Origin of the sequence: Advenella mimigardefordensis DPN7 (assembly GCF_000521505.1) — a bacterium.
GTDB classification, from domain to species: Bacteria; Pseudomonadota; Gammaproteobacteria; order Burkholderiales; family Burkholderiaceae_B; genus Advenella; species Advenella mimigardefordensis.
In genome coordinates this window covers 1,768,988-1,792,173 of record NZ_CP003915.1, presented here as the reverse complement: position 1 = coordinate 1,792,173, position 23,186 = coordinate 1,768,988, and the positions used below count along the sequence as shown (strand labels likewise).

The 23,186-nt window shown below is 54.8% G+C and carries 21 protein-coding genes and 1 tRNA gene; 9 read left to right on the top strand and 13 right to left on the bottom strand.

Going from position 1 to position 23,186, the window contains the following annotated elements:
- Nucleotides 1–8 precede the first annotated feature (8 nt).
- The 3 genes from MIM_RS08270 to MIM_RS08260 all read left to right on the top strand — a co-directional run bounded on the left by MIM_RS08270 (nucleotide 9) and on the right by MIM_RS08260 (nucleotide 984).
- The gene (locus tag MIM_RS08270) at nucleotides 9–269 is read left to right on the top strand and encodes a hypothetical protein (RefSeq protein WP_025372283.1); all 261 of its coding nucleotides are present in this window, start codon (nucleotides 9–11) and stop codon (nucleotides 267–269) included.
- Between the two features lie 102 nt (nucleotides 270–371).
- Nucleotides 372–698, top strand: coding sequence for a hypothetical protein (locus MIM_RS08265; RefSeq protein ID WP_025372282.1), 327 nt, complete (start codon nucleotides 372–374; stop codon nucleotides 696–698).
- 61 nt (nucleotides 699–759) lie between these two features.
- The gene (locus MIM_RS08260) at nucleotides 760–984 is read left to right on the top strand and encodes a hypothetical protein (RefSeq protein WP_025372281.1); all 225 of its coding nucleotides are present in this window, start codon (nucleotides 760–762) and stop codon (nucleotides 982–984) included.
- 354 nt (nucleotides 985–1,338) lie between these two features.
- Here the strand turns inward: MIM_RS08260 and MIM_RS08255 are convergent.
- The 8 genes from MIM_RS08255 to MIM_RS08215 all read right to left on the bottom strand — a co-directional run bounded on the left by MIM_RS08255 (nucleotide 1,339) and on the right by MIM_RS08215 (nucleotide 10,576).
- Nucleotides 1,339–1,414 (bottom strand) — tRNA-Val (locus MIM_RS08255).
- 56 nt (nucleotides 1,415–1,470) lie between these two features.
- On the bottom strand, nucleotides 1,471–2,403 hold the full coding sequence (locus MIM_RS08250; RefSeq protein ID WP_025372280.1) for a DUF808 domain-containing protein: 933 nt from the start codon (nucleotides 2,401–2,403) through the stop codon (nucleotides 1,471–1,473).
- A 353-nt stretch (nucleotides 2,404–2,756) separates the two neighbouring features.
- Nucleotides 2,757–4,127: a group II intron reverse transcriptase/maturase gene (ltrA, locus tag MIM_RS08245; protein ID WP_025371806.1), complete on the bottom strand. Its 1,371-nt coding sequence runs from the start codon at nucleotides 4,125–4,127 to the stop codon at nucleotides 2,757–2,759.
- 501 nt (nucleotides 4,128–4,628) lie between these two features.
- Complete coding sequence (locus MIM_RS08235) at nucleotides 4,629–4,901, bottom strand: HU family DNA-binding protein (RefSeq protein ID WP_014751147.1); 273 nt, start codon at nucleotides 4,899–4,901, stop codon at nucleotides 4,629–4,631.
- Between the two features lie 197 nt (nucleotides 4,902–5,098).
- The gene (locus MIM_RS08230; RefSeq protein WP_025372279.1) at nucleotides 5,099–6,343 is read right to left on the bottom strand and encodes a cystathionine gamma-synthase family protein; all 1,245 of its coding nucleotides are present in this window, start codon (nucleotides 6,341–6,343) and stop codon (nucleotides 5,099–5,101) included.
- An 18-nt stretch (nucleotides 6,344–6,361) separates the two neighbouring features.
- On the bottom strand, nucleotides 6,362–7,096 hold the full coding sequence (rlmB, locus tag MIM_RS08225) for a 23S rRNA (guanosine(2251)-2'-O)-methyltransferase RlmB (RefSeq protein ID WP_025372278.1): 735 nt from the start codon (nucleotides 7,094–7,096) through the stop codon (nucleotides 6,362–6,364).
- Between the two features lie 98 nt (nucleotides 7,097–7,194).
- On the bottom strand, nucleotides 7,195–9,648 hold the full coding sequence (gene rnr, locus MIM_RS08220) for a ribonuclease R (protein ID WP_025372277.1): 2,454 nt from the start codon (nucleotides 9,646–9,648) through the stop codon (nucleotides 7,195–7,197).
- 160 nt (nucleotides 9,649–9,808) lie between these two features.
- Nucleotides 9,809–10,576 (bottom strand): TSUP family transporter, encoded by a 768-nt coding sequence (locus tag MIM_RS08215; protein WP_025372276.1) that lies wholly within the window; start codon nucleotides 10,574–10,576, stop codon nucleotides 9,809–9,811.
- A 216-nt stretch (nucleotides 10,577–10,792) separates the two neighbouring features.
- Here MIM_RS08215 and MIM_RS08210 point away from each other — a divergent pair, with 216 nt between their 5' ends.
- Nucleotides 10,793–11,182 carry a SirB2 family protein gene (locus MIM_RS08210; protein WP_025372275.1) on the top strand — a complete coding sequence of 130 codons (390 nt, stop codon included), beginning with the start codon at nucleotides 10,793–10,795 and terminating at the stop codon, nucleotides 11,180–11,182.
- A gap of 73 nt (nucleotides 11,183–11,255) precedes the next feature.
- Here the strand turns inward: MIM_RS08210 and MIM_RS08205 are convergent, their stop codons facing one another.
- Nucleotides 11,256–11,726: a GNAT family N-acetyltransferase gene (locus MIM_RS08205; protein WP_025372274.1), complete on the bottom strand. Its 471-nt coding sequence runs from the start codon at nucleotides 11,724–11,726 to the stop codon at nucleotides 11,256–11,258.
- Nucleotides 11,727–11,740: 14 nt separating this feature from the next.
- The gene (locus tag MIM_RS08200; protein WP_025372273.1) at nucleotides 11,741–13,552 is read right to left on the bottom strand and encodes an ABC transporter ATP-binding protein/permease; all 1,812 of its coding nucleotides are present in this window, start codon (nucleotides 13,550–13,552) and stop codon (nucleotides 11,741–11,743) included.
- Nucleotides 13,553–13,755: 203 nt separating this feature from the next.
- Here MIM_RS08200 and MIM_RS08195 point away from each other — a divergent pair, with 203 nt between their 5' ends.
- The 5 genes from MIM_RS08195 (at nucleotide 13,756) to MIM_RS08175 (ending at nucleotide 19,663) form a co-directional block, all read left to right on the top strand.
- Nucleotides 13,756–15,330, top strand: coding sequence for a TerC family protein (locus tag MIM_RS08195; protein WP_025372272.1), 1,575 nt, complete (start codon nucleotides 13,756–13,758; stop codon nucleotides 15,328–15,330).
- A gap of 323 nt (nucleotides 15,331–15,653) precedes the next feature.
- Complete coding sequence (locus MIM_RS08190; RefSeq protein ID WP_025372271.1) at nucleotides 15,654–16,670, top strand: sulfate ABC transporter substrate-binding protein; 1,017 nt, start codon at nucleotides 15,654–15,656, stop codon at nucleotides 16,668–16,670.
- A 25-nt stretch (nucleotides 16,671–16,695) separates the two neighbouring features.
- A complete protein-coding gene (cysT, locus tag MIM_RS08185) occupies nucleotides 16,696–17,562 on the top strand; it encodes a sulfate ABC transporter permease subunit CysT (protein WP_025372270.1) in 867 nt (288 codons plus the stop codon).
- Nucleotides 17,563–17,572: 10 nt separating this feature from the next.
- Nucleotides 17,573–18,484 (top strand): sulfate ABC transporter permease subunit CysW, encoded by a 912-nt coding sequence (cysW, locus tag MIM_RS08180; RefSeq protein ID WP_025372269.1) that lies wholly within the window; start codon nucleotides 17,573–17,575, stop codon nucleotides 18,482–18,484.
- Nucleotides 18,485–18,580: 96 nt separating this feature from the next.
- Nucleotides 18,581–19,663 carry a sulfate/molybdate ABC transporter ATP-binding protein gene (locus MIM_RS08175; RefSeq protein ID WP_025372268.1) on the top strand — a complete coding sequence of 361 codons (1,083 nt, stop codon included), beginning with the start codon at nucleotides 18,581–18,583 and terminating at the stop codon, nucleotides 19,661–19,663.
- 281 nt (nucleotides 19,664–19,944) lie between these two features.
- Here the strand turns inward: MIM_RS08175 and MIM_RS08170 are convergent, their stop codons facing one another.
- The 3 genes from MIM_RS08170 to MIM_RS08160 are packed head-to-tail and all read right to left on the bottom strand — an operon-like array spanning nucleotide 19,945 to nucleotide 23,064.
- A complete protein-coding gene (locus MIM_RS08170; RefSeq protein WP_025372267.1) occupies nucleotides 19,945–21,246 on the bottom strand; it encodes a sulfate adenylyltransferase subunit 1 in 1,302 nt (433 codons plus the stop codon).
- 20 nt (nucleotides 21,247–21,266) lie between these two features.
- Nucleotides 21,267–22,217, bottom strand: coding sequence for a sulfate adenylyltransferase subunit CysD (gene cysD, locus MIM_RS08165; RefSeq protein WP_025372266.1), 951 nt, complete (start codon nucleotides 22,215–22,217; stop codon nucleotides 21,267–21,269).
- Nucleotides 22,218–22,269: 52 nt separating this feature from the next.
- On the bottom strand, nucleotides 22,270–23,064 hold the full coding sequence (locus tag MIM_RS08160) for a phosphoadenylyl-sulfate reductase (RefSeq protein WP_025372265.1): 795 nt from the start codon (nucleotides 23,062–23,064) through the stop codon (nucleotides 22,270–22,272).
- Nucleotides 23,065–23,186: the final 122 nt, after the last annotated feature.

Genomic DNA, 23,186 nt, shown 5'->3' with positions numbered 1-23,186 from the left:
CACGGCGAATGCCCTGGCACCACGCCTACGGTAAATGGATTCAGCAGAGGCCCGGAGCCAGCAGCCGGATATGTGGAGAATCCGACAACGGAATAGCCGACGGTGATAAACCCGACGGTGATAAACCCGACAGTGATGAACCCGACAGTGATGAACCCGACAGCCTCTATCTTATCCTGTCGGTACGCCTTTATCATCCCGGCATTTCTACGCTGGTAATTTTAACGATGGCGGCCGAACGGGTTGACAGCCGGATACGGCTGCAATAATATAAATCCGTTACAGATCGTCAGACAGAAGATCTGTATGGGGGAATTTAATCCAACTTGCTGCCCCGACATCCGGTCAAACCAGCTAAACAGGAGCGCTCAATGAGTATTTCTGCCCCATCTCCATCGTCTTCCCCATCCACGGTCGCTGCCACTGCTGGCAACGCAGTCAAAATCATTGTGGATAGCACCCAGGCCTCGCATATCGACCCCACCGGCAACTGCTATGTCAATCCTCAGGATTGCGCCGTGCAATACAGCCCGGGCTCTGCTGCCTACATATTTGATATCGAATTTTTGCAACAGTTGCGCCGTCATCTGCGCAAAGCCGAACGTTTCGAGCTGGAAGTTGCACCACGCAGCCACGATCTGAAAAACGTCGCCGCCTCGCTGCTTAGCATCCTGCAAAAGAACGTAACAGCGGGCTGATCCAATCCCTGTTGATGGTAGACTGCATATACCTTATTGCATCTATCTGAAGGATTGACGTATGTACAAGCTGAATGAACATGGCCGCGAATCGCTCAACACATTTCTGGACGCTGTCGCCAAACCCGGCACCGCCCGGGATGCCTTTATGGTCCGTGCCGAGGAAATAGCCAACCAGTCGTTCGCGGTGGATCAGGATGCCATCCTGGACATTCAGGGACCCGATACACAAAGCGGTGATGCCGAGTCAGTGCAACTGCTCAAAAGCTGGTTCGATCAGGTCTAAGAGTTTGAGCACGCCGCAAGCCCTGACGTCACAAGTGAACGACAGGCGCAGGCATGCGGCGCTTTTGCAGTGCGTTTGGATCAAGGAATGTTGAGAATTACCGCTTGCGAGTACTGGCACAATGCGGTTGGAATGGAGTGATTAACAGAATTTGGTGAATGCCCATCCCCCGTTTATGGCGTAGAGCCGAATGGCGTGATTAACGGAGTTTGGTTTGGTGAGTACCCATCTCCTGTTTATGGCGTAGAGCCCAAATCCAAACAACAAACCCAAAGCGGCAAAAGCAGTAGCCAAAAAACAAAAAAGAGCTGACGATAAACTCGTGAGCCCTTGATTGATTATTGATCTTCGGATTGGTGGGTGCTACAGGGGTCGAACCTGTGACCTACGCCTTGTAAGGGCGCCGCTCTACCAACTGAGCTAAGCACCCGTCGATCAACTAAGCATTAAATTATAGAGAGGTTTGTCAGAGGACGCAAGTACTTTTTACGCTTCCTGTTCTTTTTTGTGAAAAAGTGACATAACCGCAACAATCACCAGCCCCACCACCAGACCAACCACAAAGTGCGCGATTAAAGTAAGAACGGCATCCAGCAGGCCGGCGCCATGTCCTGGCAGTATCGACTCGAACCAGTGTTCAGCGCCTGGAATACCATGCAAAATGATGCTGCCGCCAACCAGAAACATCGCGATAGTACCAACGATAGACAACAACTTCATTAAATACGGCGCCAGCCAGAGAATACCCCTTCCGATCGTTTTAGCCATATTGCTCTGCTGCCGCAGCAAATACAATCCCAGATCGTCCAGTTTGACAATGCCGGCAACCAGTCCATAGACAAAGATCGTAATCAGTAGCGCAATGACGCTCAGAATAATGACCTGGGTAAGAATCGGTTCACTGGACACCACACCCAGCGCAATGACGATAATTTCTGCAGAGAGAATAAAGTCGGTACGAATCGCGCCGCTGATTTTTGCCCTTTCGTCTATCGGCACGCCCTGCTTTGCAGGCTTTGTCTCGCCCTTGTGAAAGAAGGTATGAATCACCTTCTCTGCGCCCTCGAATGACAGGAAGGCCCCCCCGAGCATCAGCAGCGGCAGAATCAGCCACGGAATAAAATAGCTGATCAGCAAGGCGGCCGGCACCAGAATCACCTTATTGAGCAGCGACCCTTTGGCCACCGCCCACACCACCGGCAGCTCCCTATCGGGATTCACGCCCGTAACCTGCTGCGCGTTCAGCGCCAGGTCATCACCCAGCACACCCGATGTTTTTTTCATGGCTGTCTTGCCCAGCACGGCAACATCATCGAACGTCGCAGCCGATCCCTTAATGGCGGTCTTGCTCATGAGCGCCACGTCATCCAACACAGTTGCAATATCATCCAGCAACGCCAACAGACTTCCTGCAGCCATCATGTTCCCCAATTAAATGTTTATAGAAGTTGGATAGTGACCGAAGCAATTCGTGGCAACACAACCACTTAAGGCCAGTCAAGATAATACTTGAGTCTGCAGAAAATAATAAAGGCCTTTATTTGTAAACAATCGTTTTCTGAACAACACCGATGCGCTCCCATAAGGTGCACGCTGGCGTCAGACAAACAAAACAGTATTTCAAACAACATAATGCAGATCGATCTCGGCGAGCTCCATACCAGCTCATACCAGTTCAACAGCGCCATCGGCATAGGGGGCAGTCATCAGACTGCACCCCTGCCACACCACCCGGCATGCGGGTCCGCACCGGGCGGTTCGAGAAGTTGAGGTCATGAGAGACGAGGCAGACCCAGGTTATCGAACCACGCGATCGTCAGCACACTATTGAGCAGCTTGCCACTGTTGCGCCACCAGCGACGGCTGTTGGCCGCCACGCGGTGTGCTACTGTCACACTAGCACCTAGAGTGCGTAGCTCACGGAACATCGTTTTACCGCGTTTCCACTGTTTGAGCTGGATTGCCCGTAACCGGTGACGTATCCATTCCTCCAGTGTTTGCCAGAGTTTTTGGGATTGCGCCAGCCGGAAGTAGCCCTTCCAACCCAGCATGTAGGCACGCAACCTGTCCACCACATCCTGCATACTGCGTCCGCCCAAGCGGCGCGTCAATTGTCGCACGCGTTGCTTGAACGCCATCACGGCCTTGGTCGCCACTCGGCGCTTGACCACGCCCTTGGGGGCCATCCAGAAGCTGTAACCCAGGAATTTGCGACCCGTAAATACACTGGCAACCGCGCTTTTGGTTTCATTGACCTTCAGGCGTAGTCTAGCGTATAACTGTCGCAGCAGGTTCATTACCCGTTCACCGGCACGGCGACTGCGAACGTAGACGTTGCAATCGTCAGCGTAGCGAACGAAGCAATGACCCCTGCGTTCCAGCTCCTTGTCCACCTCATCGAGCATCACGTTGGCCAGCAACGGCGAGAGCGGTCCGCCTTGCGGCGTGCCCTCGTGCCGCTCGATCACCACACCGCTATCCATAATGCCGCTATTCAGATACGCACGGATCAGCCGGATCACGCCGGCATCAGCAATGCGTTTCTGTAAGCGATTAATCAGGATGTCGTGGTTGACCCGGTCGAAGAACTTCTCCAGATCCACGTCCACCACGATACGGCGGCCGGACTGCACATACGACTGAGCGGCAAGCACCGCATCATGCGCCCGCCTGCCCGGTCTGAAGCCGTAGCTGTGTTCGCTGAAGGTGGGGTCAAGGATGGGTTGCAGCACTTGCAGTAGTGCTTGCTGGATCAGGCGATCCGTTACCGTCGGAATACCCAGCTCGCGCTGGCTACCGTCAGGCTTGGGTATCATTACCCGTCGTACCGGGCTGGGCCGGTACTTACCTGTCAGCAACGCCTCCCGGATGGCAGGCCAGGCGCTCACCAGGTGGTGGGCAGTCTGATCAATGTCCAGACCATCCACCCCGGCTGCTCCTTTATTGGCTCGCACCCGCTTGAACGCGGCTTGCAGGTTCTCTCTTGTCAGCGCCGCTTGCAGCAGCGCTGACCCCGTATCCTCATTGCCATATCGCGGACTCCTTGTTTCCTCGCTGACAGGATCACCGGCGGCTTCACCGCCAACTACACCCGTCCGCTCCGCTGGGGCAGTCATCTGAGGCACTACAAGTTGTATCGACATGTCGAGTAATACTCCTTCTCGTTCGGTCCTTCGTCGCTTCGACTCCGAACCTCCCCGATTCGGCTACCACGACTACTATGACCTCTGCTGAGTCCTCGCTCCGGTTCGACACCGTTACCCTTTCAGGATCAAGGCGAGGCTTCCCCAGATAAGAACGCACTCCTTCATCGCACAACCGCTGCATCTACGCCACTTCGCCTTGGTCACGAGAGCTTTGCGGTTTATGGCCCGCTCGCCCTGCTTGGCAGCGCCTTCTATGCAGTTCTTGTCCATCGGCTCGCGATTTACGCTTCACGCTTCCTTCCCACGCTCGGTCACCCTCACGCAGTTGCGCTTCACTTCGCTCGTTGTGACCAACTCGCGGCGGGACTCGCACCCGCAGGAGTACGCCCATGCTGGGCGTACCATACAAAAAGCCGACTGCTTTTTCAAGCAACCGGCTTTTTGTATTTGAGATCAACCTGCTGTCTTAAACAGCGGCGACTCGCTCTCGACGATGAATTAGTTAACAGCGTCTTTCAGAGCTTTACCAGGACGGAATTTAGGCACCTTGGCTTTCTTGATTTTGATAGCTTCACCAGTGCGTGGGTTACGACCAGTACGAGCAGCGCGTGTAGAAACGGCAAATGTACCGAAACCAACCAGTGTCACCGTACCGCCTTTTTTCAGCTGTTGTTTAACAGCAGCGATCACAGCGTCAAGAGAGCGGCCAGCAGCAGCTTTAGAGATATCTGCTTTGGTAGCGATGTATTCAACGAGTTCTGTTTTGTTCATTCAGACAACCCCAAGTAAAAAAATTATGATGGTTAATTCATCCGGAATATAATCGCCTCTAAATCAATGGCTGTCAAGAAAAAAACCAAGCAACAGCCGCATATTTATTAGCTTTTTAACAAATTTCAATCAAAAACAAAATATTGTGTTTTTTTTCATACACCCCGGACCGGTGCGAAAATCAGATTTTGCCTGATCTATTTCCCCATGCAGCGATCAAGCGCCTGAGCAAAATCATTGATCAGATCCGCTTCATCTTCAATGCCAACGGAGATACGCAGCAGGTTATCGCCGATCCCCATTTGCGCCCGCCGCTGCGCACCCATTTCATAGTAAATGGTATGTGCCACCGGCAGCGCAAGGGTTCGTGAATCCCCCAAATGCGTCGCAAGTATAACAACGTCCAGCGTATTAAGAAAATCAAAACAGTCAATACCATCAATCAATTCAACGCCGAGCAGCGCGCCGTAACGGCCGCCAAACAGCCTCGTGGCCAGCTCATGTTGCGGATGCCCGGCAAGCCCGGGATAACGCACGCTGGCAATCCCTGGATGAGATTCAAGAAAGCGGGCCAGTGCAAAGGCGTTGGAGCACGCCTGATTCATACGCAGGGCAAGCGTTTCGGCGCCAACAGCGATTTTGTGTCCGGCCTCTGCAGACAGAGTGCCACCCATATCGCGCAGCCCTTTCTTTTTGATCTGAGTCAGCCCCCAGCTATCCGGGCTGCCTTTTTTATAATCGTCGTAGATATTTGCATAGGTCGACCAGTCATACAGGCCGGTGTTGGTAACAGATCCGCCCAGCGCATTGCCATGACCGCAAATATATTTTGAAAGGGAATTCATGACCAGGGATGCATGCACATCGCGGCCTTTGAGCAGACACGGTGACGTCAGTGTGTTGTCCACCACATAGACCAGCTGACGCTCACGACACAGTAAGCCGATCTGCTCCAGGTCTGCAATCTGGGTTCCCGGATTGGCAATCGTTTCGACAAACACCATACGGGTTTCCGGCCGGATAGCCGCACTGACCGCGGCAGCATCGGACGGATCCACAAACGTGATATCGATGCCAAACTGTGTCAGCGTACCCAGCAAACTATTGGTGTTGCCGAAAATGTAACTACTTGAGATGAGGTGATCACCCTTGCGCAGCAACGTCAGAAAGATGGCGCTGAGCGCCGCCATGCCCGTCGCAAAGGTAACGGTTCCCTTACCCTGCTCCAGCAAGGAGATTTTATTTTCCAGCGCTGCCGTAGTCGGCGTGCCCTGTCGGGCATAGGTATAGCCTGGCTTGCCCTGAAATACGGCGGCCAGTTCACGCGCATCATCATAGGCGTATTCGGTCGAGACATGGATGGGCTTGTGGATGGCACCATGTTCTATGCGGTCACGCCGGTCGGCGTGCAGCACTGTTGTGGTCAGCTGTTTTTCCTTCATATGCATCTCTGATAAAAATTACTTTCTCTGACGAACTGTTTCAAACATACAGACCGCACTGGCTACGCTTACGTTCAGGCTTTCGACCGATCCCAGCATCGGAATGCGGACCAGCTGATCGCAGGTTTCCCGCGTCAGCCTTCTGAGGCCCTCGCCTTCGGCGCCCATCACCCAGGCCACCGCAGCTTTCGCATCCACTTCATGCATATCGCTGGTGGCCTCATCATCGGTACCAATCAGCCAGATATCCCGCTCCTTCAACGCGCGCATGGTTCTGGCCAGATTGGTCACCATGATATAGGGCACCGTATCGGCCGCGCCGCAGGCAACCCGCTGCACCGTTGCGTTCAGACCCACCGCACGATCCTTGGGGGCAATCACGGCGTGTACGCCCGCCGCGTCCGCAGTCCGTAGGCAGGCACCCAGATTATGCGGGTCGGTCACGCCATCCAGAATCAGCAGATGGGCCGGTTCGGTAATGACATCAAGAACATCGTCAACCGTGACGGCCAATTGCTTGGGATCGGCCACTGCCACCACGCCCTGATGACGCACGCCCCTGGCCAACCCGTCGAGCCGGTCCGGGGCAACGGGAATCACCTTGATTTCATGTTGTTTGGCCAGGTCAACCAGGCTTTGCATGCGCTTGTCACTGCGCGAGGCTTCAATATAAATTTCCCGGATGGAATCTGATGCGTGACGCATTCTTGCAGTCACGGCATGAAATCCTGCCAGGATCTGACGGCTAGACATAATAGGTTCCTGAACTCAATATATTTACCACCCGATACGCTGATCCTGAGGATACACGCATCGGGCTTCTGACGGCCTGCTCGCTGATTCGTAATGGATCAGCGGCGGCGGGATGCTTTCTTGCCGGCCGACTGTGCAGCCTTTTTGCCGGCTTTTATTGCCGTTGCCCGGCGTTCCAGGGCCTGCTGCCCGCGGCTTTTGATGCCTGCCGGTTTGGGCTTGGCGGCCCGTTTGGGTGGGCGCGGCGGCGCATCCTGGCGCTGCGCCTGCTTGCGCAGCGAATCATAGGTGATGCCTTTGACCAGGGCAAACTCAATGCGTCGCGCCTCCAGGTCCACGCGCGTGACCTGCACCTGCACACTGTCGGTCAGACGATATTTCTTGCCCGTGCGCTCACCGCGCAACTCATTGAGACTTTCATTGAACTGGAAGTAATCGGTTCCAAGCTCTGACACATGCACCAGCCCTTCAACATAAAGCGTATCGAGCGTAATGAACAGGCCAAAAGAGGTCACACCGGTGACCTTGCCGCTGAAGACTTCACCCACATGCTCGCGTACGAACCAGCATTTGAGCCAGGCTTCGACATCACGTGAGGCATCGTCGGCACGACGTTCGTAGGCCGACAGTACAACCCCCAGTTTCTCCCACAAAGCGTGTTCATGCTGCTGGCGCGACTCACCTTCGACCCAGGCTACGCCCGCCGTTTCGGGAACATAAGCGCGCTTGGCCAGAATGGCCTTGATGACACGGTGGGTCAGCAAATCCGGATAGCGCCGGATGGGCGATGTGAAATGCGTATAGCTGGGATAGGCCAGGCCGAAGTGGCCTGAATCATCGGGACTATAGATCGCCTGCTGCATGGAGCGCAAGGCCATGGTCTGGATGATCTGGAAATCCGGACGTGCCCGTGCCGAATCAAGCAGCGCAGCGTAATCCTTGCCGCTGGGCTCATCGCCCCCGGCCAGAGACAGGCCGAGCGTGCGCAGGTACTCGCGCAGGTTTTTCAGTTTTTCCGGTGTCGGGCCTTCATGAACACGATACAGGCTCAGGCGCTTGTTGGCCTTGACGAATTCAGCCGCGCAGGTGTTGGCGGCGAGCATGCATTCTTCAATGAGTTTGTGTGCATCATTCCGTACATGCGGAACAATCTGCTCTATCTTGCCCAGTTCATTGCTGATAATTTTGGTTTCGATCGTGTCAAAATCCATTGCACCGCGCTTCTTGCGCGTGCCATCCAGCAATTGATAGAGCGTGTACAGGTCCTGGATATGCGGCAGCACATGCTTCAGAGCACGCGCAGTAGGTCCGTCAATTTGCTGCAGGGCCGTCCAGATCTGGGTATAGGTGGTACGCTCATGCGAATGAATCACCGCGTTATAGAACTGGTAGGCTGTCACCGTGCCTGCTTTGGCGCCGGTAGCAGGAATCACCATATCGCATACCAGCACCAGGCGGTCAACTTGCGGGTTGAGTGAGCACAGTCCGTTGGACAGTTTCTCGGGCAGCATGGGAATCACCCGCCGCGGAAAATACACGCTGGTGCCACGCGCCAGCGCATCGGTGTCAATCGCGTCTTCCGGACGCACATAATGACTGACGTCGGCAATGGCGACCAGCAGGCGCCATCCCTTGCGCCGCCGCTGTTCGGTACCGATATTAACCGGCTCGCAGTACACGGCATCGTCAAAGTCACGGGCGTCTTCGCCGTCAATGGTAATAAAAGGCACGTCACGCAGATCAACACGACCGCTCAGATCCCGCTGTACCACGGTTTCGGGCAGGGCATCGGCCTGTGCCAGCGTTGCCTCGGAAAACCCCACAGGCACATCGAATTTGCGCACCGCAATTTCAATTTCCATGCCCGGGTCATCTATCTCACCAAGCACTTCGATAATGCGCCCCAGCGGCTGCGTATGACGGGTGGGCTGTTGCACGATTTCAACCGTGACCACCTGCCCGTGCTGAGCGCCGCCCAGATCCGACGCCGGCACCAGAATATCGTGCTTGATACGCTGGTCTTCGGGCGCCACCACGTATATGCCCTGCTCCTGCAGCAGCCGCCCTACCAGCCGGTTAGTACTGCGTTCCAGCACTTCAACAATCGTGCCTTCGGGCTTGCCGCGATATTCTCCGGTGGGCTTAACCTGTACCCGGTCGCCATGCAATACCTTCAGCATTTCCCGCGGCGACAGAAACAGATCCTGACCGCCATCTTCCGGAATCAGAAAGCCAAAACCATCACGATGCCCCTGCACACGCCCGATCACATAATCCTTGGGCTTTGTCGTAATCTGCCAGCCCTGCGGCGTATTATCCAGCTGACCATCGCGCAGCATGGCGGCCAGGCGTTTTTCCAGCCCGTCTACACCACCCTGCCGGGTGAGATTGAAATGATTGATCAGCTGCTGCAGAGACTGCGGTTTATCGGCGCCGCGCAGCAGGCTGAGAATATTTTCCCGGGAAGGGACATCGGGATCGTAGGCTTGACCAGGTTCATGCAGCGGCAGCGACGACTGCTGGGTATTAGCTGATTTTTTTCTCGTTGCCATGCGTAATTTCTTTAAAATTGGATGAGTTGCACACCGGCCCGCGCGGGACTCCGGGCTTCAGGTTATCACCATTCTATTACATTAATCTGCCATCATTGTACAAATACAGAGCGCCGGACGATAAGACAAAAGCATCACTGCGTTTCCGGACTCAGCCGCATCAGGCCCAGAAACGCTGCAACAGAAAACGAATGACCATGGCAAAACAAACCACCACAATCAGCGGCCGGATCAGTCGCGAACCATGCTTAACAGCCATGACCGAGCCTGATACCGAGCCGATAATCTGGCCGCAGATCATCACGGCGCCAACCAGCCACAACACCTGTCCGCCCACAACAAACACGGCGACCGAGGCGACATTGCTGGCGAAGTTGAACAACCGCGCCGCGCCCGAGGCTTTGACAATATGCATACCGCGCAGCGTGATATTGGCCAGAGAAAAGAAAGAACCGGTGCCCGGACCGAAGAAACCATCATAAAAACCAATCGCCGGCACCACGCCAAACTCAAATGGTTTGGCGCTGATACGCGCCGCCCTTTCAGTCTGCCCGGCAGAAGGGGTAAGCAGAAAATACAAGCCAATGGCCAGCAGAACCAGCGGGATCAGAAAATCCAGTACGCTCGGGTCGATCAGCTGGATCAGCACCGTGCCCAGGCAGGCACCGACAAAGGACATGAGTGCGGGCACGCGCAACTCACGAAATTGAATCACGCCACGACGCATCATGGTGAGCGACGAGGTAAGCGTGCCAATGCTACCCTGCAGTTTATTGGTTGCCAGCACATTGAGCACCGGAAACCCCATCAGCATCATGACCGGAATCACAATCAGCCCGCCGCCACCGGCCAGTGCATCTACAAAACCGGCCAGCATGGCCACAAAAAACAGAATGAGAAATACGTTCCAGCCCAGCTCTACTTCCATGTTCAACACCTGCTACCCCTGTTCTGTCATGCCCGCCTGACGGGATAGAATACGAACAGGCCAGCGCTGCAACTATACCGGAAATTGTACCCATACAAGGTAAAATGAGCGCAGCACTATTTACGGGAACGCCTGGCGGGCACAAGATGTCCTTCAGTGCCAACCTATTACTTCAATTATCTGCTGCAATTCAGGTATTTAACAGGAAGCTGCCATATGTCCGGGTATTTGATGGTCAAACATACTCACATGACCCTCGCCGTTTTGAGTCTGCTCTTTTTTATTTTACGCGCCGGGTGGTCGATCTCAGGATCCAGCCTGCTTGCACGCCCCTTTGTACGCATCGCCCCGCACGTCATTGATACGCTACTGCTGGCCTGTGGCCTGTACCTGCTGTCTTTCATCGGCATGCAGACATTCATTGTGGCCAAGCTGATCGGGCTGGTGCTGTATATCGTCCTGGGTACCATGGCAATCAAGCGTGCGCGTACCGCCGGGCAAAAAGCCATATTCGCGACACTGGCCGTGCTGACCTTCGCGTATATCATGGGCGCTGCCATCAGGCACAGCCCCTGGTCATGGTTTACACCCATGCTGGGTGCCTGAGAGAAGCTTGCCGGTACCCTGCCCCCGTTCAGGCAAGGCAACCGGCACTTGCTGCGCCAGCAAAATAATCCGCTCAGACCAGCGACAGACTCATCGTGCGGTGGGCAATACCGGCATCCATATAAACCTCGCCTTCGGCCACAAACCCATAACGCGCATAAAACCCCAGGGCATGCACCTGAGCGCTCAGCACAACCTCGGTATCGCCACGCGTGCGCGCAGCCTGAATCAGCCGCTGCAACACCAGCCCGCCAATGCCCGTGCCTCTGGCGCGCTTGCGCACGGCCATCCGGCCGATATGACCGTCAGGCAGCAGCCGGCCGGTCGCGATCGGCTTGTGCTGCGCGTCATAGGCGACGGCATGAATGCATACTCCATCCATCTCGTCCATTTCCAGCTCCGGCGGCACCTTTTGCTCAATCACAAATACTTCGTATCGCACGATCGTTGCATCTTCCCTGAGCGCTTCCCAGCTGTCGACCCGTAACTGCGTCGCACCCGCCTGGTTCGCATTCGGTGACGTATCTGCCTGTGTAGGTTCCATGATCACTCCGTCAATCAGGCTGAAACCGGTGCCGGCGGCGTATCGATGGGCCGCGAATACCAGGTTCCGTCACCATTCAGATGCAATAAATGCGAATGTTGCGGGATCAGCGTACTGCGGTGGCCGACACTGATCAGTTTCAAATCGGGCAGGCGCTGATGTATCAGGCGATACATGGCGTCTTCCAGGCCTTCGTCCATGGCCGAGGTAGCCTCATCGATGAACGCGGCCGATGGATTTGCCAGCAGCAGGCGGGCAAAGGCGACCCGCTGCTGTTCACCCAGCGACAAGGTATGTGACCAGCTGACGGTTTCCTCTATACGTGGCTGCAGGTGGGCCAGATGTACATCCAGCAGGGCCTGTCGCCCTTTTTCCAGGCCGTCTGCCGGCACGGCATGCGGATAATAAAGCGCCTCAAGCAGTGAGCCCTCGGGAACATACGGTTTTTGCGACAGGAATAAAATGTCGTCTTCGGGCCGTACGATCGTGCCACTGGAATACGGCCACAGGCCGGCAACTGCTCGCAGAATCGTTGTTTTACCCGAACCCGAAGGCCCCTGCAGCAGCCAGGACTGGCCTTTTTCCACGTTCAGGGACACGTCGTTAACGAGCTCCTGACCCAGTGGCGTGCGAATACTCACATTCTCCAGCAGAACTTTGTCGCCATCCTGGCGAACGTCGGGCAGGGGCAAGGCGTCGGCGTTTTCAATATTGGTAAGAAAGCCGTGCAGACGATTCAATGTGGCGCGGTAGCCCGCAAACGTATCGTACGCATTGCGGAAGAACGACAGGTTGTCATGCAGGGTGCCAAACGCCTGCGCGCTCTGCGTCATGGCGCCCAGCGTGATCTGCTCGGAGAAAAACCGCGGCGCCTGAATAATAAAGGGAAAAATAACGGCTGTCTGCGAGACAAAGAAGTTGAACCCCTGAAATTTAACGCTCCGATGCACAATCGCCCAGACATTGCTGATAATTTGCCGGAAACGGCTCATCAGTTTGCCCATTTCAATTTTCTCGCCTCGGTAGAAAGCGATGCTTTCGGCATACTCCCGCACGCGTACCAGCGAATACCGGTAGTCAGCGTTGAACTTTTCGTCAAGAAAATTCAGCAGAATCAGGGGCCGGCCAATGCGGAATGCAAACACCGTGGCAATCAGAATATAAATAAACAGGGCAAACACCATGCCGCGCGGAATGGTGACCCCTGCCAGCGTAAGGTCGCCGGACAGCGTCCACAAGATAATGGTAAATGCAACCGCAGAGACCAGAGAACTGACCACACCCAGGCACAGGTCCAGCGACACCGTGACAAAGCTGCTGATATCCTGCTGAATCCGCTGGTCCGGGTTATCTGCCGGAGTACTGAGGTAATGGGAACGGTAATAGCTGGTGCGCGACAGCCATTTGCCCAGAAAGACGTCGTTAAGCGATTCACGCCAGTTGATCGTAAAGGCCTGCTGCAGGTAGAACGTGACCAGGGAGCGGACAATATGAATACCGGCCAGAATGGTAAAAACACCCATCTGTATCCAGAAATTGGTTTCATCCAGCTTTTGCAGCGCCGTATACATGCTGTTGTACCAGTTGGAAAACAGCACACTGACGCGCACGCCCGACAGGCTGAGCAGCAGAATAACGCTGAACATGACAATGGGGCGTACCGAGCGCCGCGGATTGAAATAGTCGCCAGCCAGCTTCCAGAACTGTCGCCCCCAGTGGGTATAGCGCGTCAGCAGCCAGCCCGCCACCACGATGGCCGCAAATGAAATCACATAGGCCTGTATAAGCCAGAAGGCACTATTTCTTAATTCCTGACCCCAGTCCATTCACACTCCTGAATCCTGATTACTACGCGGCGTAACTCGCCATCGGGCGCGGCACGCTGCAAAAAAGAGTCACTTTACCTTAACTGGCGGGGATGCTGTCAATTGGGGCGTGCATAAATGTAATAATTATTGCGCCCGCAAGGCTCTGAAAACCAATGGATTTATCTGCTACTATTTGATGATCTCAATAACTGGAGTCCTTAATGGAGCTGTTGCTTGACCCAAACATATGGGTAGGCTTGATTACACTGATTGTTCTGGAGTTGGTGCTGGGCATAGACAACCTTGTCTTTATTGCCATTCTCGTAGACAAACTCCCCCCAAAGCAGCGTGACAAAGCTCGCATTACCGGACTAGCCCTGGCCCTGATCATGCGGCTCATGTTGCTGTCGGTCATGTCCTGGCTGATCAAACTGACGGAACCGCTGTTTTCCATATACGCGCTATCGTTCTCGGGCCGGGATCTGATCCTGATTGCCGGTGGTTTTTTTCTGCTGTTCAAAGGAACGCTCGAACTGCATGAACGGCTTGAAGGCAAGACCAAAGCGTCTACCGGACCGCGCGTTTATGCCAGCTTCGGCGTGATTGTGACCCAGATTATTGTCCTGGATGCCATCTTTTCGCTGGACTCCATTATCACCGCTGTCGGTATGGTCGATCATCTGCCGGTCATGTTTGCCGCCGTCATTATCGCCATGGGGGTTATGCTGGTTGCCTCCAAACCGCTCACCAATTTCGTCAACCAGCATCCAACAGTGGTCGTACTGTGTCTGGGCTTTCTGCTCATGATCGGCTTTTCGCTACTGGCCGAGGGCTTCGGCTTCAAAGTACCCAAAGGCTATCTGTATGCGGCCATCGGCTTTTCGGTCATGATCGAAATCTTCAACCAGATCGCACGCCACAGCCTCAAACGCACCGAGGCGACCCGCCCCATGCGAGAACGCACCGCCGAGGGGATTCTGCGCATGCTGGGTAAACGCCCCCCCGACGAAGCGCATCTGGAAAACCCCAGCCAGGAGGCCGAACTTCCAGTGGTTTTTGAAGATGAAGAGCGCTATATGGTGAGCGGCGTCCTTACGCTTGCCGACCGCAGCATTCATTCGATCATGACGCCGCGTGCGGATATTTCATGGATCAATATCGAAGACGACATCGACAAAATCCGCGACGAAATCATCAACACGCCGCATACTTTCTTTCCGATCTGCCGCGGAGCGCTGGATGAAATTATCGGGGTGGGCCGGGCTCGCGACCTGGTTGCCGATATTCTCACCGACGGCCGGATTAATGTCAAAAAGCTGCGCAAACCACTGGTGGTGCCCGAATCCATCAACATCCTGACGCTGATCCAGACACTCAAGGAAAGCCGCGGCCAGCTGGTCGTCATCAGCGACGAATTCGGCGCCATTGAAGGTCTGGTCACTCCGATGGACGTTTTCGAAGCCATCGCCGGTGAATTTCCCGACGAGGATGAAACACCCGATATCGTGGAGCTGGGCGAGGGTCGCTGGATGATCGACGGCGCAGCCGATCTGCGTCATCTGGAACAAATTCTGAACATAGACGGCCTATACGACGACAACGAAGAAACGGCCACGCTTGCCGGCTATCTGCTGCGACAGTTTGACCGGCTGGCCGAACCCGGCGACGTATTCGAACTGGAACAGGGCCATATAAAAACCGTGTTCAAGGTCGTGGCACTGGATGGTCGGCGAATTGGCCAGGTCAGCGTTGAACAGCATCGAGAGAAAGACCCCGAAGAGTTGCTGGATGTGTAACATCCATATGGCGCGACGCCATTGCCGTGCAACACTGACAATAGCACAGCAGTTTATAAACTTATAACTCTATCTTCCAAGCCCGCCATTGCGGGCTTGGTTTTTTTATTCCGTTTTTTCCATCACAAACGAAATAAAACCACGCATGGAGCCGATCTTGCCGGCCCGGGTATATATCCTCAGTTTTACCCAACCGCCTTTTATATTGTTCATTTGCATATCATTATCAGAATTTAATCGTTCGTGCTGGCGCCCGGGTTCTCTACACTGAACCCACTTGCAATAAATTGTTCCCTTCCAATTTTGACAGATACAGGCCGCACATGACTTCACTTTCTACCCTTTTTCGCAGCATTTCAATCGCCGCGCTTTCGCTCACTACGGTTCTGTCTGCGGCACATGCCAAGGACGTCACCCTGCTTAACGTGTCCTACGACCCTACCCGCGAACTGTATCAGGAAATTGATGGCATTTTTGCCAAGCAATGGAAAGACAAAACCGGCGATACGCTGACCATCAAACAATCGCATGGCGGCTCCGGCTCGCAGGCACGTTCGGTTGACAACGGTCTGGATGCCGATGTCGTTACCCTTGCCCTGGCCATCGACATCAATAATATCGCCCGCAAGAGCAAGCGGATCAACGCAGACTGGGAAACCAAATTTCCACACAATAGTACGCCCTTCACCTCGACCATTGTATTTCTGGTCCGCAAGGGTAACCCCAAAGGCATCCACGACTGGAGCGACCTGATCAAGCCAGACGTCCAGGTCATCACCCCAAACCCCAAAACCTCGGGTGGCGCCCGCTGGAACTATCTGGCCGCGTATGCCTGGGCCAAAGCCCAGCCGGGCGGCTCCGAGGAATCGGCAAAACAATATCTGAAAGACCTGTATGGCCATGTGCCGGTACTGGACTCGGGTGCGCGCGGCTCAACCCTGACTTTCGTACAGCGCCAGATTGGCGACGTGCTGCTGGCCTGGGAAAACGAAGCCTTTTTATCGCAAAAGGAACTAGGCAAGGGCCAGTTTGATATTGTCGTGCCATCTCTGTCGGTATTGGCTGAACCTCCGGTGGCCGTTGTCGACAAAGTGGTCGATAAGCGTGGTACCCGTGACGTGGCTACTGCGTATCTGAATTTCCTGTATACGCCGGAAGCACAGCGCATCGCGATCAAAAATTTCTACCGTCCCACCGATAAAAGCCTGGCAGACGAGGCAGCCAAGCTGTTCCCGCCACTTAAAACGGTCTCGATTGCCGATCTGGGCGGCTGGGATGACGTCAACAAGAAACATTTTGCCGACGGCGCGATTTTTGATCAGATTTACCTGAAGAAATAATGGTATTTTCTATTGACGTACCGTAATGACACTGCTTAAAAAACAATATTCGGTTCTGCCCGGCTTTGGAGTCACGCTGGGCATTACGCTTTTCTGGCTCAGTCTGGTCGTACTGATTCCGTTCGCCGTCCTGTTTGGCTGGGCGGCCCAGGCGGGCATCGACGGCTTTTTGAAAACCATTCTCGACGATCGGGTGATTCGCTCGCTGTATGTGACCTTCGGCGCGTCACTGATCGCCGTGTTGATCAATGTCGTCTTCGGTCTGATCACCGCCTGGGTATTGGTCCGATACGACTTCCCCGGAAAAAAAATCGTCGATGCCTTTATCGATTTGCCGTTTGCACTGCCCACTGCAGTTGCCGGGATTGCACTGACCACCCTGTATGCGCCCAACGGCTTGCTGGGTAGCCTGTTTGAGCCCACCGGCCCGATCGGTGCCCTGTTCGCCCCGCTGAACATGCGGATCGCCTATACGCCTAACGGTATCGTCATAGCACTGATTTTTATCAGTCTGCCTTTTATCGTTCGCACCATCCAGCCGGTACTGGAGGATCTGGAGGTGGAACTGGAAGACGCGGCTACGTGTCTTGGCGCCAATCGCTGGCAAATATTTGCCAAGGTCATCTTTCCGGCCATTGCTCCTGCCCTGCTCACCGGCGCCGCCATGGCGTTTGCCCGGGCTGCCGGCGAGTACGGCTCGGTGATTTTTATCGCGGGCAACATTCCCATGGTGTCGGAAATCACACCGCTGCTGATTACCGCCAAGCTGGAACAATCAGACTACATCGGTGCTACCGCGCTGGCGGTACTGATGCTGATGATTTCCTTTCTGGTCCTGCTGCTGATCAATCTGATACAGCGCTGGAATAATAAACGCAGTGGCATGAACTGAAGGCAGCACGATGAACACCCCTTTTCGCCGAACTGAAAAACCCTGGATCCGTTTTCTGCTGACGGCTATTGCACTTGTATTCATTCTGCTGTTTATCGCCCTGCCCATGTTCCTGGTGTTTACCGAAGCATTCAGCCGGGGCTGGGCATTTTACGTAGACACATTGAGCGAATCGGATGCCCTCTCAGCCATTTCCCTGACGCTGCTCACCGCCGCCATTGCCGTCCCCCTGAATGTGGTTTTCGGTGTGGCGGCGGCCTGGGCCATCGCCCGCTTCAATTTTCGCGGCAAAAGCTTTCTGATCACCCTGATCGATCTGCCCTTCTCGGTCTCGCCGGTTGTTGCCGGCCTGATGTATCTATTGCTGTTTGGCAACCAGACCGCACTGGGCGTGTGGCTGGACGCGCATGATCTGAAAATCATTTTTGCCGTGCCTGGCATTGTGCTGGCCACCACCTTCGTTACTTTCCCATTCGTGGCGCGTGAACTCATTCCACTGATGCAGGCTCAGGGCGCAGACGAAGAACAGGCCGCCCTGGTACTGGGCGCTGGTACCCTGCAGACGTTCTGGCACGTTACCCTGCCGAACATCAAATGGGGCCTGCTGTATGGCGTGATCCTGACCAATGCCCGGGCCATGGGTGAGTTTGGTGCAGTCAGTGTGATTTCCGGGCATATACGCGGTATAACCAACACCATTCCCCTGCACGTAGAGATTCTGTATAACGAATTCAATATTGCGGGTGCATTTGTATGTGCGTCTGTACTGGCCATGCTGGCCATCGTGACATTGATTCTTAAATCGATTATTGAGTGGCGCCAGCACCGTGCGCATCAACAATCGCAACGGCGCAGCGGTAGTCTGGCGCAGACTGTTGCACAAAGCAAGATCAGCACTGCGAACGCTATCAGTGCAACATAAGGCAGCAAACGCAGAGGGTATCAACCCACCCCATTGCTACCTGGTTACTCAACATGCAACGGCCATTGCGGCCGTACACAGAACAAGGAATTTATTGTGAGCATTGAAGTTCGTCATGTCACAAAAACATTCGGTGACTTTACTGCACTGGCCGACATCAGCCTGCAGATCCAGAGCGGAGAATTATTGGCGCTGCTCGGCCCCTCGGGCTGCGGCAAAACCACACTGCTCAAAATCGTGGCCGGACTGGAGCAGCCCGATTCAGGCCAGTTGCTGTTTGAAGGCACCGATGCCACCAACAAGCATGTGACCGAGCGCGGTATCGGTTTTGTTTTTCAGCATTACGCGCTTTTCCGCCACATGACCGTATTCGATAACATTGCTTTCGGCCTGAACGTCAAGCCACGACGCGTCCGGCCATCGAAAGCGCAAATCCACGATAAGGTACATCGCCTGCTGAAAATGGTGCAGCTGGACTGGCTGGCCGACGCCTATCCCAGCCAGTTATCCGGTGGACAGCGACAGCGGATCGCACTGGCTCGCTCGCTGGCCGTCGAACCGCAAGTGCTGTTGCTGGACGAACCCTTTGGTGCGCTGGACGCCCGGGTACGCAAGGATTTGCGCCGCTGGCTCCGGCAATTGCATGACGAGATCCATCTGACCAGTATTTTCGTGACCCATGATCAGGAAGAGGCGCTGGAAGTGTCCGATCGCGTTGTTGTCATGAATCATGGGCAGATAGAGCAAGTGGGCACGCCCGATGAAATCTATGAACATCCTGCCAGTGCGTTTGTGACCCAGTTTCTGGGCGACGTTAACCTGTTTCACGGTCGCATCCAGGATGAGCAGTTCACCCGCGGTGATTATGTACAGCCCCTGGCTCCAGGCAATATTCATGGAAGCAGCGATGACGAGGTGACTGCCTATATCCGCCCACACGACATTGAACTTACACAGGACGCCAGCAATGCCCTGGACCGCGGAACCATCGAGCATGTGCATGCCATTGGCCCGGTTGTACGGCTGGAACTGGCGCGTACAGGCTCACCCGACCCGATTGAAGTGGTGATGACGCGCGAACGCTACCGGTTGCTTGGGCTGAATCCTGGCGACACGGTTTATGTCAAACCCCGCAAAATGGCCGTCTTCACCCGCAACAATACATCGGCTGCGGCTTAAGCAGCCGACGCACACCCGCAAAAAAAGCACCTTCCAGGCCTGGCTTTGCAGCTCAAGGCCTGAAGGTGCTGCTCAAATAAAACCAACTTCCCTGCTCGGATGGTGCGACAGGTGACATAGATCTGCCTGTTACCGGATTTTCAGCCCGGCCCCACTGGTAGCATGTCGATGCATCCTTTTCAGCCGGGCCCCACCGGTAACATGTCGATGCATCCATTAGCTGGATGCATCATTCATAAGCCGTGCAGGCGCCGCTCATCGCGACAAAAGAATACCACCGATTACGCAGCCGCCTTAATAATACCAGCGGCAACGGTATTATTACTTACCTCATCAATCAGAATAAAGGAACCGGTAACCGCGTTCTGCTCATAGCTGTCACTCACCAGTGGTTTCTGCAACGTGAGCTGAACTTCACCAATATCATTCAGGCGCAATTGATCACTACTGGTTTCGTTCAGCAGTGTTTTTACGTCCAGTACTTTGTTGATCCGGTTAATCCTGACCGGGATGCTGGCAAAGGTATGACGCAACAGATACTTGCGTTTCAGCTCCAGCGGGTCGGCATCAAACCAGCACACATCAGCCTGAATATCCCGTTTCGCTTCAACCTGTGCCTCTGCGGCAACAAAAATATCGCCACGCGACACATCAATATCCCGATCCAGGCTGATGGTCAGCACATCACCCGTGACCGCAGTGGAAAGTTCACCGTCAGGCCCCAGGATTTCCTTGACGATACCGGTCTGGTTGCCCGGCAATACCCGCACTTCCTGGCCAACAGAGAGCTGACCACCTGCGATTTTGCCCATATAACCGCGAAAGTCATCCGCCTGACTGCCATCCTGGCGCACAACCAGTTGCACCGGAAACCGCAGCGCGGCAGGATCATTCTCACCGGGCTGAGCCAGTTCAAGCGACTCCAGAATCGACAGCAGGGGCTGGCCCTGATACCAGGGCATGTGTTCGCTGCCCGTTACCACGTTATCACCGCCCAGCGCAGACACGGGAATATAGCGCACATCGGCCAGACCCAGTTGCGTAGCCAGTTGCGCATACGCGTCACAAATGTTCTGGAAACGCTGCTGATCAAAGCCGATCAGATCCATCTTGTTAACGGCGACCACGATATGGCGGATGCCAAGCAAACGCAACAAGGCGCTATGCCTGCGGGTTTGCGCCAGCAATGTCACGTTACCCTGCTCATCCAGCGCACGCACCGGATCAATCAACACCACTGCCGCATCGGCGGTAGATGCACCGGTAACCATATTGCGCGTGTATTGTTCGTGTCCGGGGGTATCGGCAATAATGAACTTGCGTTTCGCCGTCGAAAAATAGCGATAGGCAACATCGATGGTAATGCCCTGTTCCCGCTCCGCTTCCAGCCCGTCGGTCAGCAGCGACAGGTCAATCTGTTCGCCCACCGTGCGCTTGTGTTTGGCATTGCGTACGGCCAGCAGCTGATCACTCAGCACCGCTTTGCTGTCAAACAGCAGCCGTCCGATTAAGGTGCTTTTCCCATCGTCGACCGAGCCAGCCGTAATGAAGCGCAACAGTCCGTTTGTATTTTCAGTTGTCATATATATTAGTTCCTGGCTATTTAGAAGTAGCCTTCTTTTTTGCGTTTTTCCATGGAGGCTTCGCTCAGCTGATCATCCATGCGCGTGGCCCCTCTTTCGGTGATCTCGGCGATAGCCGTTTCCCGGATAATATCTGCCGGCGTTGCGGCCGTGCTGGCTACCGGGCAGGTGCAACTGATATCGCCAACGGTTCTGAAGCGAACGCTGACAATTTCACTTTGCTCCGACTCCTGCTTTGGCGTCAGGGAGGTCACCGGCACCAGCAGATCGTTGCGACGCACGATCTCACGGTCGTGGGCATAATAAATCTCGGGAAGCGCCAGGTTCTCCTGCTCAATATATTGCCAGATATCCAGTTCAGTCCAGTTCGAGATGGGAAACACGCGAATCTGCTCGCCCGGATGAACGCGGGCGTTATACAGTTCCCACAACTCCGGACGCTGCGCTTTGGGATCCCATTGGCCGAACTCATCGCGGAAAGAAAAAATCCGTTCCTTGGCCCGCGCTTTTTCTTCGTCGCGTCTTGCGCCTCCCATGAGCGCGTCAAAGCCGTGTTCCTCGATGGTCTCCAGTAGCGTCACGGCCTGCGCGGCATTGCGCGAATCCGTCTCACGACGCAGCTTGACAGTACCCTTGCGGATCGAATCTTCTACGTGCCCTACGACCAGCTTGAATCCATGCTCGGCAACCAGCTCATCGCGAAAGCGGATGACTTCCGGATAGTTGTGACCGGTATCGATATGAACCAGCGAAAACGGCAGGGTAGACGGCCGCTTGCCCAGACGAAACGCCTTGCGGGCAAGATGCAGCATGACCACCGAATCCTTACCGCCGGAAAACAGCAAGGCCGGTGAGCGGCTTTGTGCATAGACTTCCCGAATAATATAAATGGACTCGGCTTCAAGCCGCTTCAGATGTCCCGTATGCAAATGGGCCGGGTGATGATTGATTGAACCGGATAGTGTATCCATAGCCGATGTGTTTCCCTGATGATATGTTTATCTCATTGCCAATAAAGCAATGTCAATTGTGAACGTGCAGACCACATTCGCGACTGTCCTGGTTTTCCCACCACCAGCGGCCGGCGCGCGGGTCTTCCCCGACGCGGATTGCCTTGGTACAGGGATCACAGCCAATGCTTGGGTAGCCCTGATAATGCAGGGCGTTAACCGGCACCGAATAGCGCTCTACATATGCCCAGATCTCCTGCTCGGTCCAGTCAAACAGTGGGTTATATTTGCTGATCCCTCTTGCCTCATCGTGCTCTTGCAGATGCAGGTCGCTGCGCGTGACCGACTGCTCACGACGCTGACCGGTAATCCAGGCATCCGCACCGGCAAGCGCAGCGGCCAGCGGCACCACTTTACGAATATCACAGCATTGGCGGCGCGCCTGCAAACTTTCGTAAAAGCCATTCAGGCCGTACTGCTCGATATATGCCTGTACGGCCGACTCGTCGGGCGTGTAAATCGCCAGTCGCACACCATAATGAGCCTGAATCTGATCCAGTAATGCCAGCGTTTCTGCCGGCAGGCGACCGGTTTCCAGCGTAAAGATATCGATATGTGCAGCAATGTCCTGATGAGATTCGCCTTGTTCTGCCGCACGCAATATCACGTCTGTAATCACCATATCTTCCGCCGACAAGCTGGATGCCAGGCGTGTGTGCTGATGCGCACGCGCGATATCCAGCAGGCGTTCGCGCAACTGCCGGCATTTTTCGTCCAGCGCAGCCGGATCAATTGCGCGCTTTGGCGGCGCCCAGAGGACCGGGCGTTCAAAGACCGATGCCTGGGTTTGCGCAGAGTGAAAAGCCATAATGTGTCCGTCCAATGCCTAAAGCCATACCCGATATACGGGCCAGCCTACTTCGATGAGGCTTTATCTTATCGGCTCATCGCAGGATTCAGAACGAATAAATATGTCTTTATTTATAGATC

Bases quoted from the DNA above. Each gene is read 5' to 3' on its own strand.
- MIM_RS08215 (WP_025372276.1), bottom strand. From the start codon at position 10,576: ATGGAAGTAGAGCTGGGCTGGAACGTATTTCTCATTCTGTTTTTTGTG.
- MIM_RS08265 (WP_025372282.1), top strand. From the start codon at position 372: ATGAGTATTTCTGCCCCATCTCCATCGTCTTCCCCATCCACGGTCGCT.
- cysW (WP_025372269.1), top strand. From the start codon at position 17,573: ATGAACACCCCTTTTCGCCGAACTGAAAAACCCTGGATCCGTTTTCTG.
- rlmB (WP_025372278.1), bottom strand. From the start codon at position 7,096: ATGTCTAGCCGTCAGATCCTGGCAGGATTTCATGCCGTGACTGCAAGA.
- MIM_RS08250 (WP_025372280.1), bottom strand. From the start codon at position 2,403: ATGGCTGCAGGAAGTCTGTTGGCGTTGCTGGATGATATTGCAACTGTG.
- cysT (WP_025372270.1), top strand. From the start codon at position 16,696: ATGACACTGCTTAAAAAACAATATTCGGTTCTGCCCGGCTTTGGAGTC.
- MIM_RS08195 (WP_025372272.1), top strand. From the start codon at position 13,756: ATGGAGCTGTTGCTTGACCCAAACATATGGGTAGGCTTGATTACACTG.
- MIM_RS08260 (WP_025372281.1), top strand. From the start codon at position 760: ATGTACAAGCTGAATGAACATGGCCGCGAATCGCTCAACACATTTCTG.
- MIM_RS08190 (WP_025372271.1), top strand. From the start codon at position 15,654: ATGACTTCACTTTCTACCCTTTTTCGCAGCATTTCAATCGCCGCGCTT.
- MIM_RS08230 (WP_025372279.1), bottom strand. From the start codon at position 6,343: ATGAAGGAAAAACAGCTGACCACAACAGTGCTGCACGCCGACCGGCGT.
- ltrA (WP_025371806.1), bottom strand. From the start codon at position 4,127: ATGTCGATACAACTTGTAGTGCCTCAGATGACTGCCCCAGCGGAGCGG.
- cysD (WP_025372266.1), bottom strand. From the start codon at position 22,217: ATGGATACACTATCCGGTTCAATCAATCATCACCCGGCCCATTTGCAT.
- rnr (WP_025372277.1), bottom strand. From the start codon at position 9,648: ATGGCAACGAGAAAAAAATCAGCTAATACCCAGCAGTCGTCGCTGCCG.
- MIM_RS08235 (WP_014751147.1), bottom strand. From the start codon at position 4,901: ATGAACAAAACAGAACTCGTTGAATACATCGCTACCAAAGCAGATATC.
- MIM_RS08210 (WP_025372275.1), top strand. From the start codon at position 10,793: ATGTCCGGGTATTTGATGGTCAAACATACTCACATGACCCTCGCCGTT.
- MIM_RS08205 (WP_025372274.1), bottom strand. From the start codon at position 11,726: ATGGAACCTACACAGGCAGATACGTCACCGAATGCGAACCAGGCGGGT.
- MIM_RS08160 (WP_025372265.1), bottom strand. From the start codon at position 23,064: ATGGCTTTTCACTCTGCGCAAACCCAGGCATCGGTCTTTGAACGCCCG.
- MIM_RS08200 (WP_025372273.1), bottom strand. From the start codon at position 13,552: ATGGACTGGGGTCAGGAATTAAGAAATAGTGCCTTCTGGCTTATACAG.
- MIM_RS08270 (WP_025372283.1), top strand. From the start codon at position 9: ATGCCCTGGCACCACGCCTACGGTAAATGGATTCAGCAGAGGCCCGGA.
- MIM_RS08170 (WP_025372267.1), bottom strand. From the start codon at position 21,246: ATGACAACTGAAAATACAAACGGACTGTTGCGCTTCATTACGGCTGGC.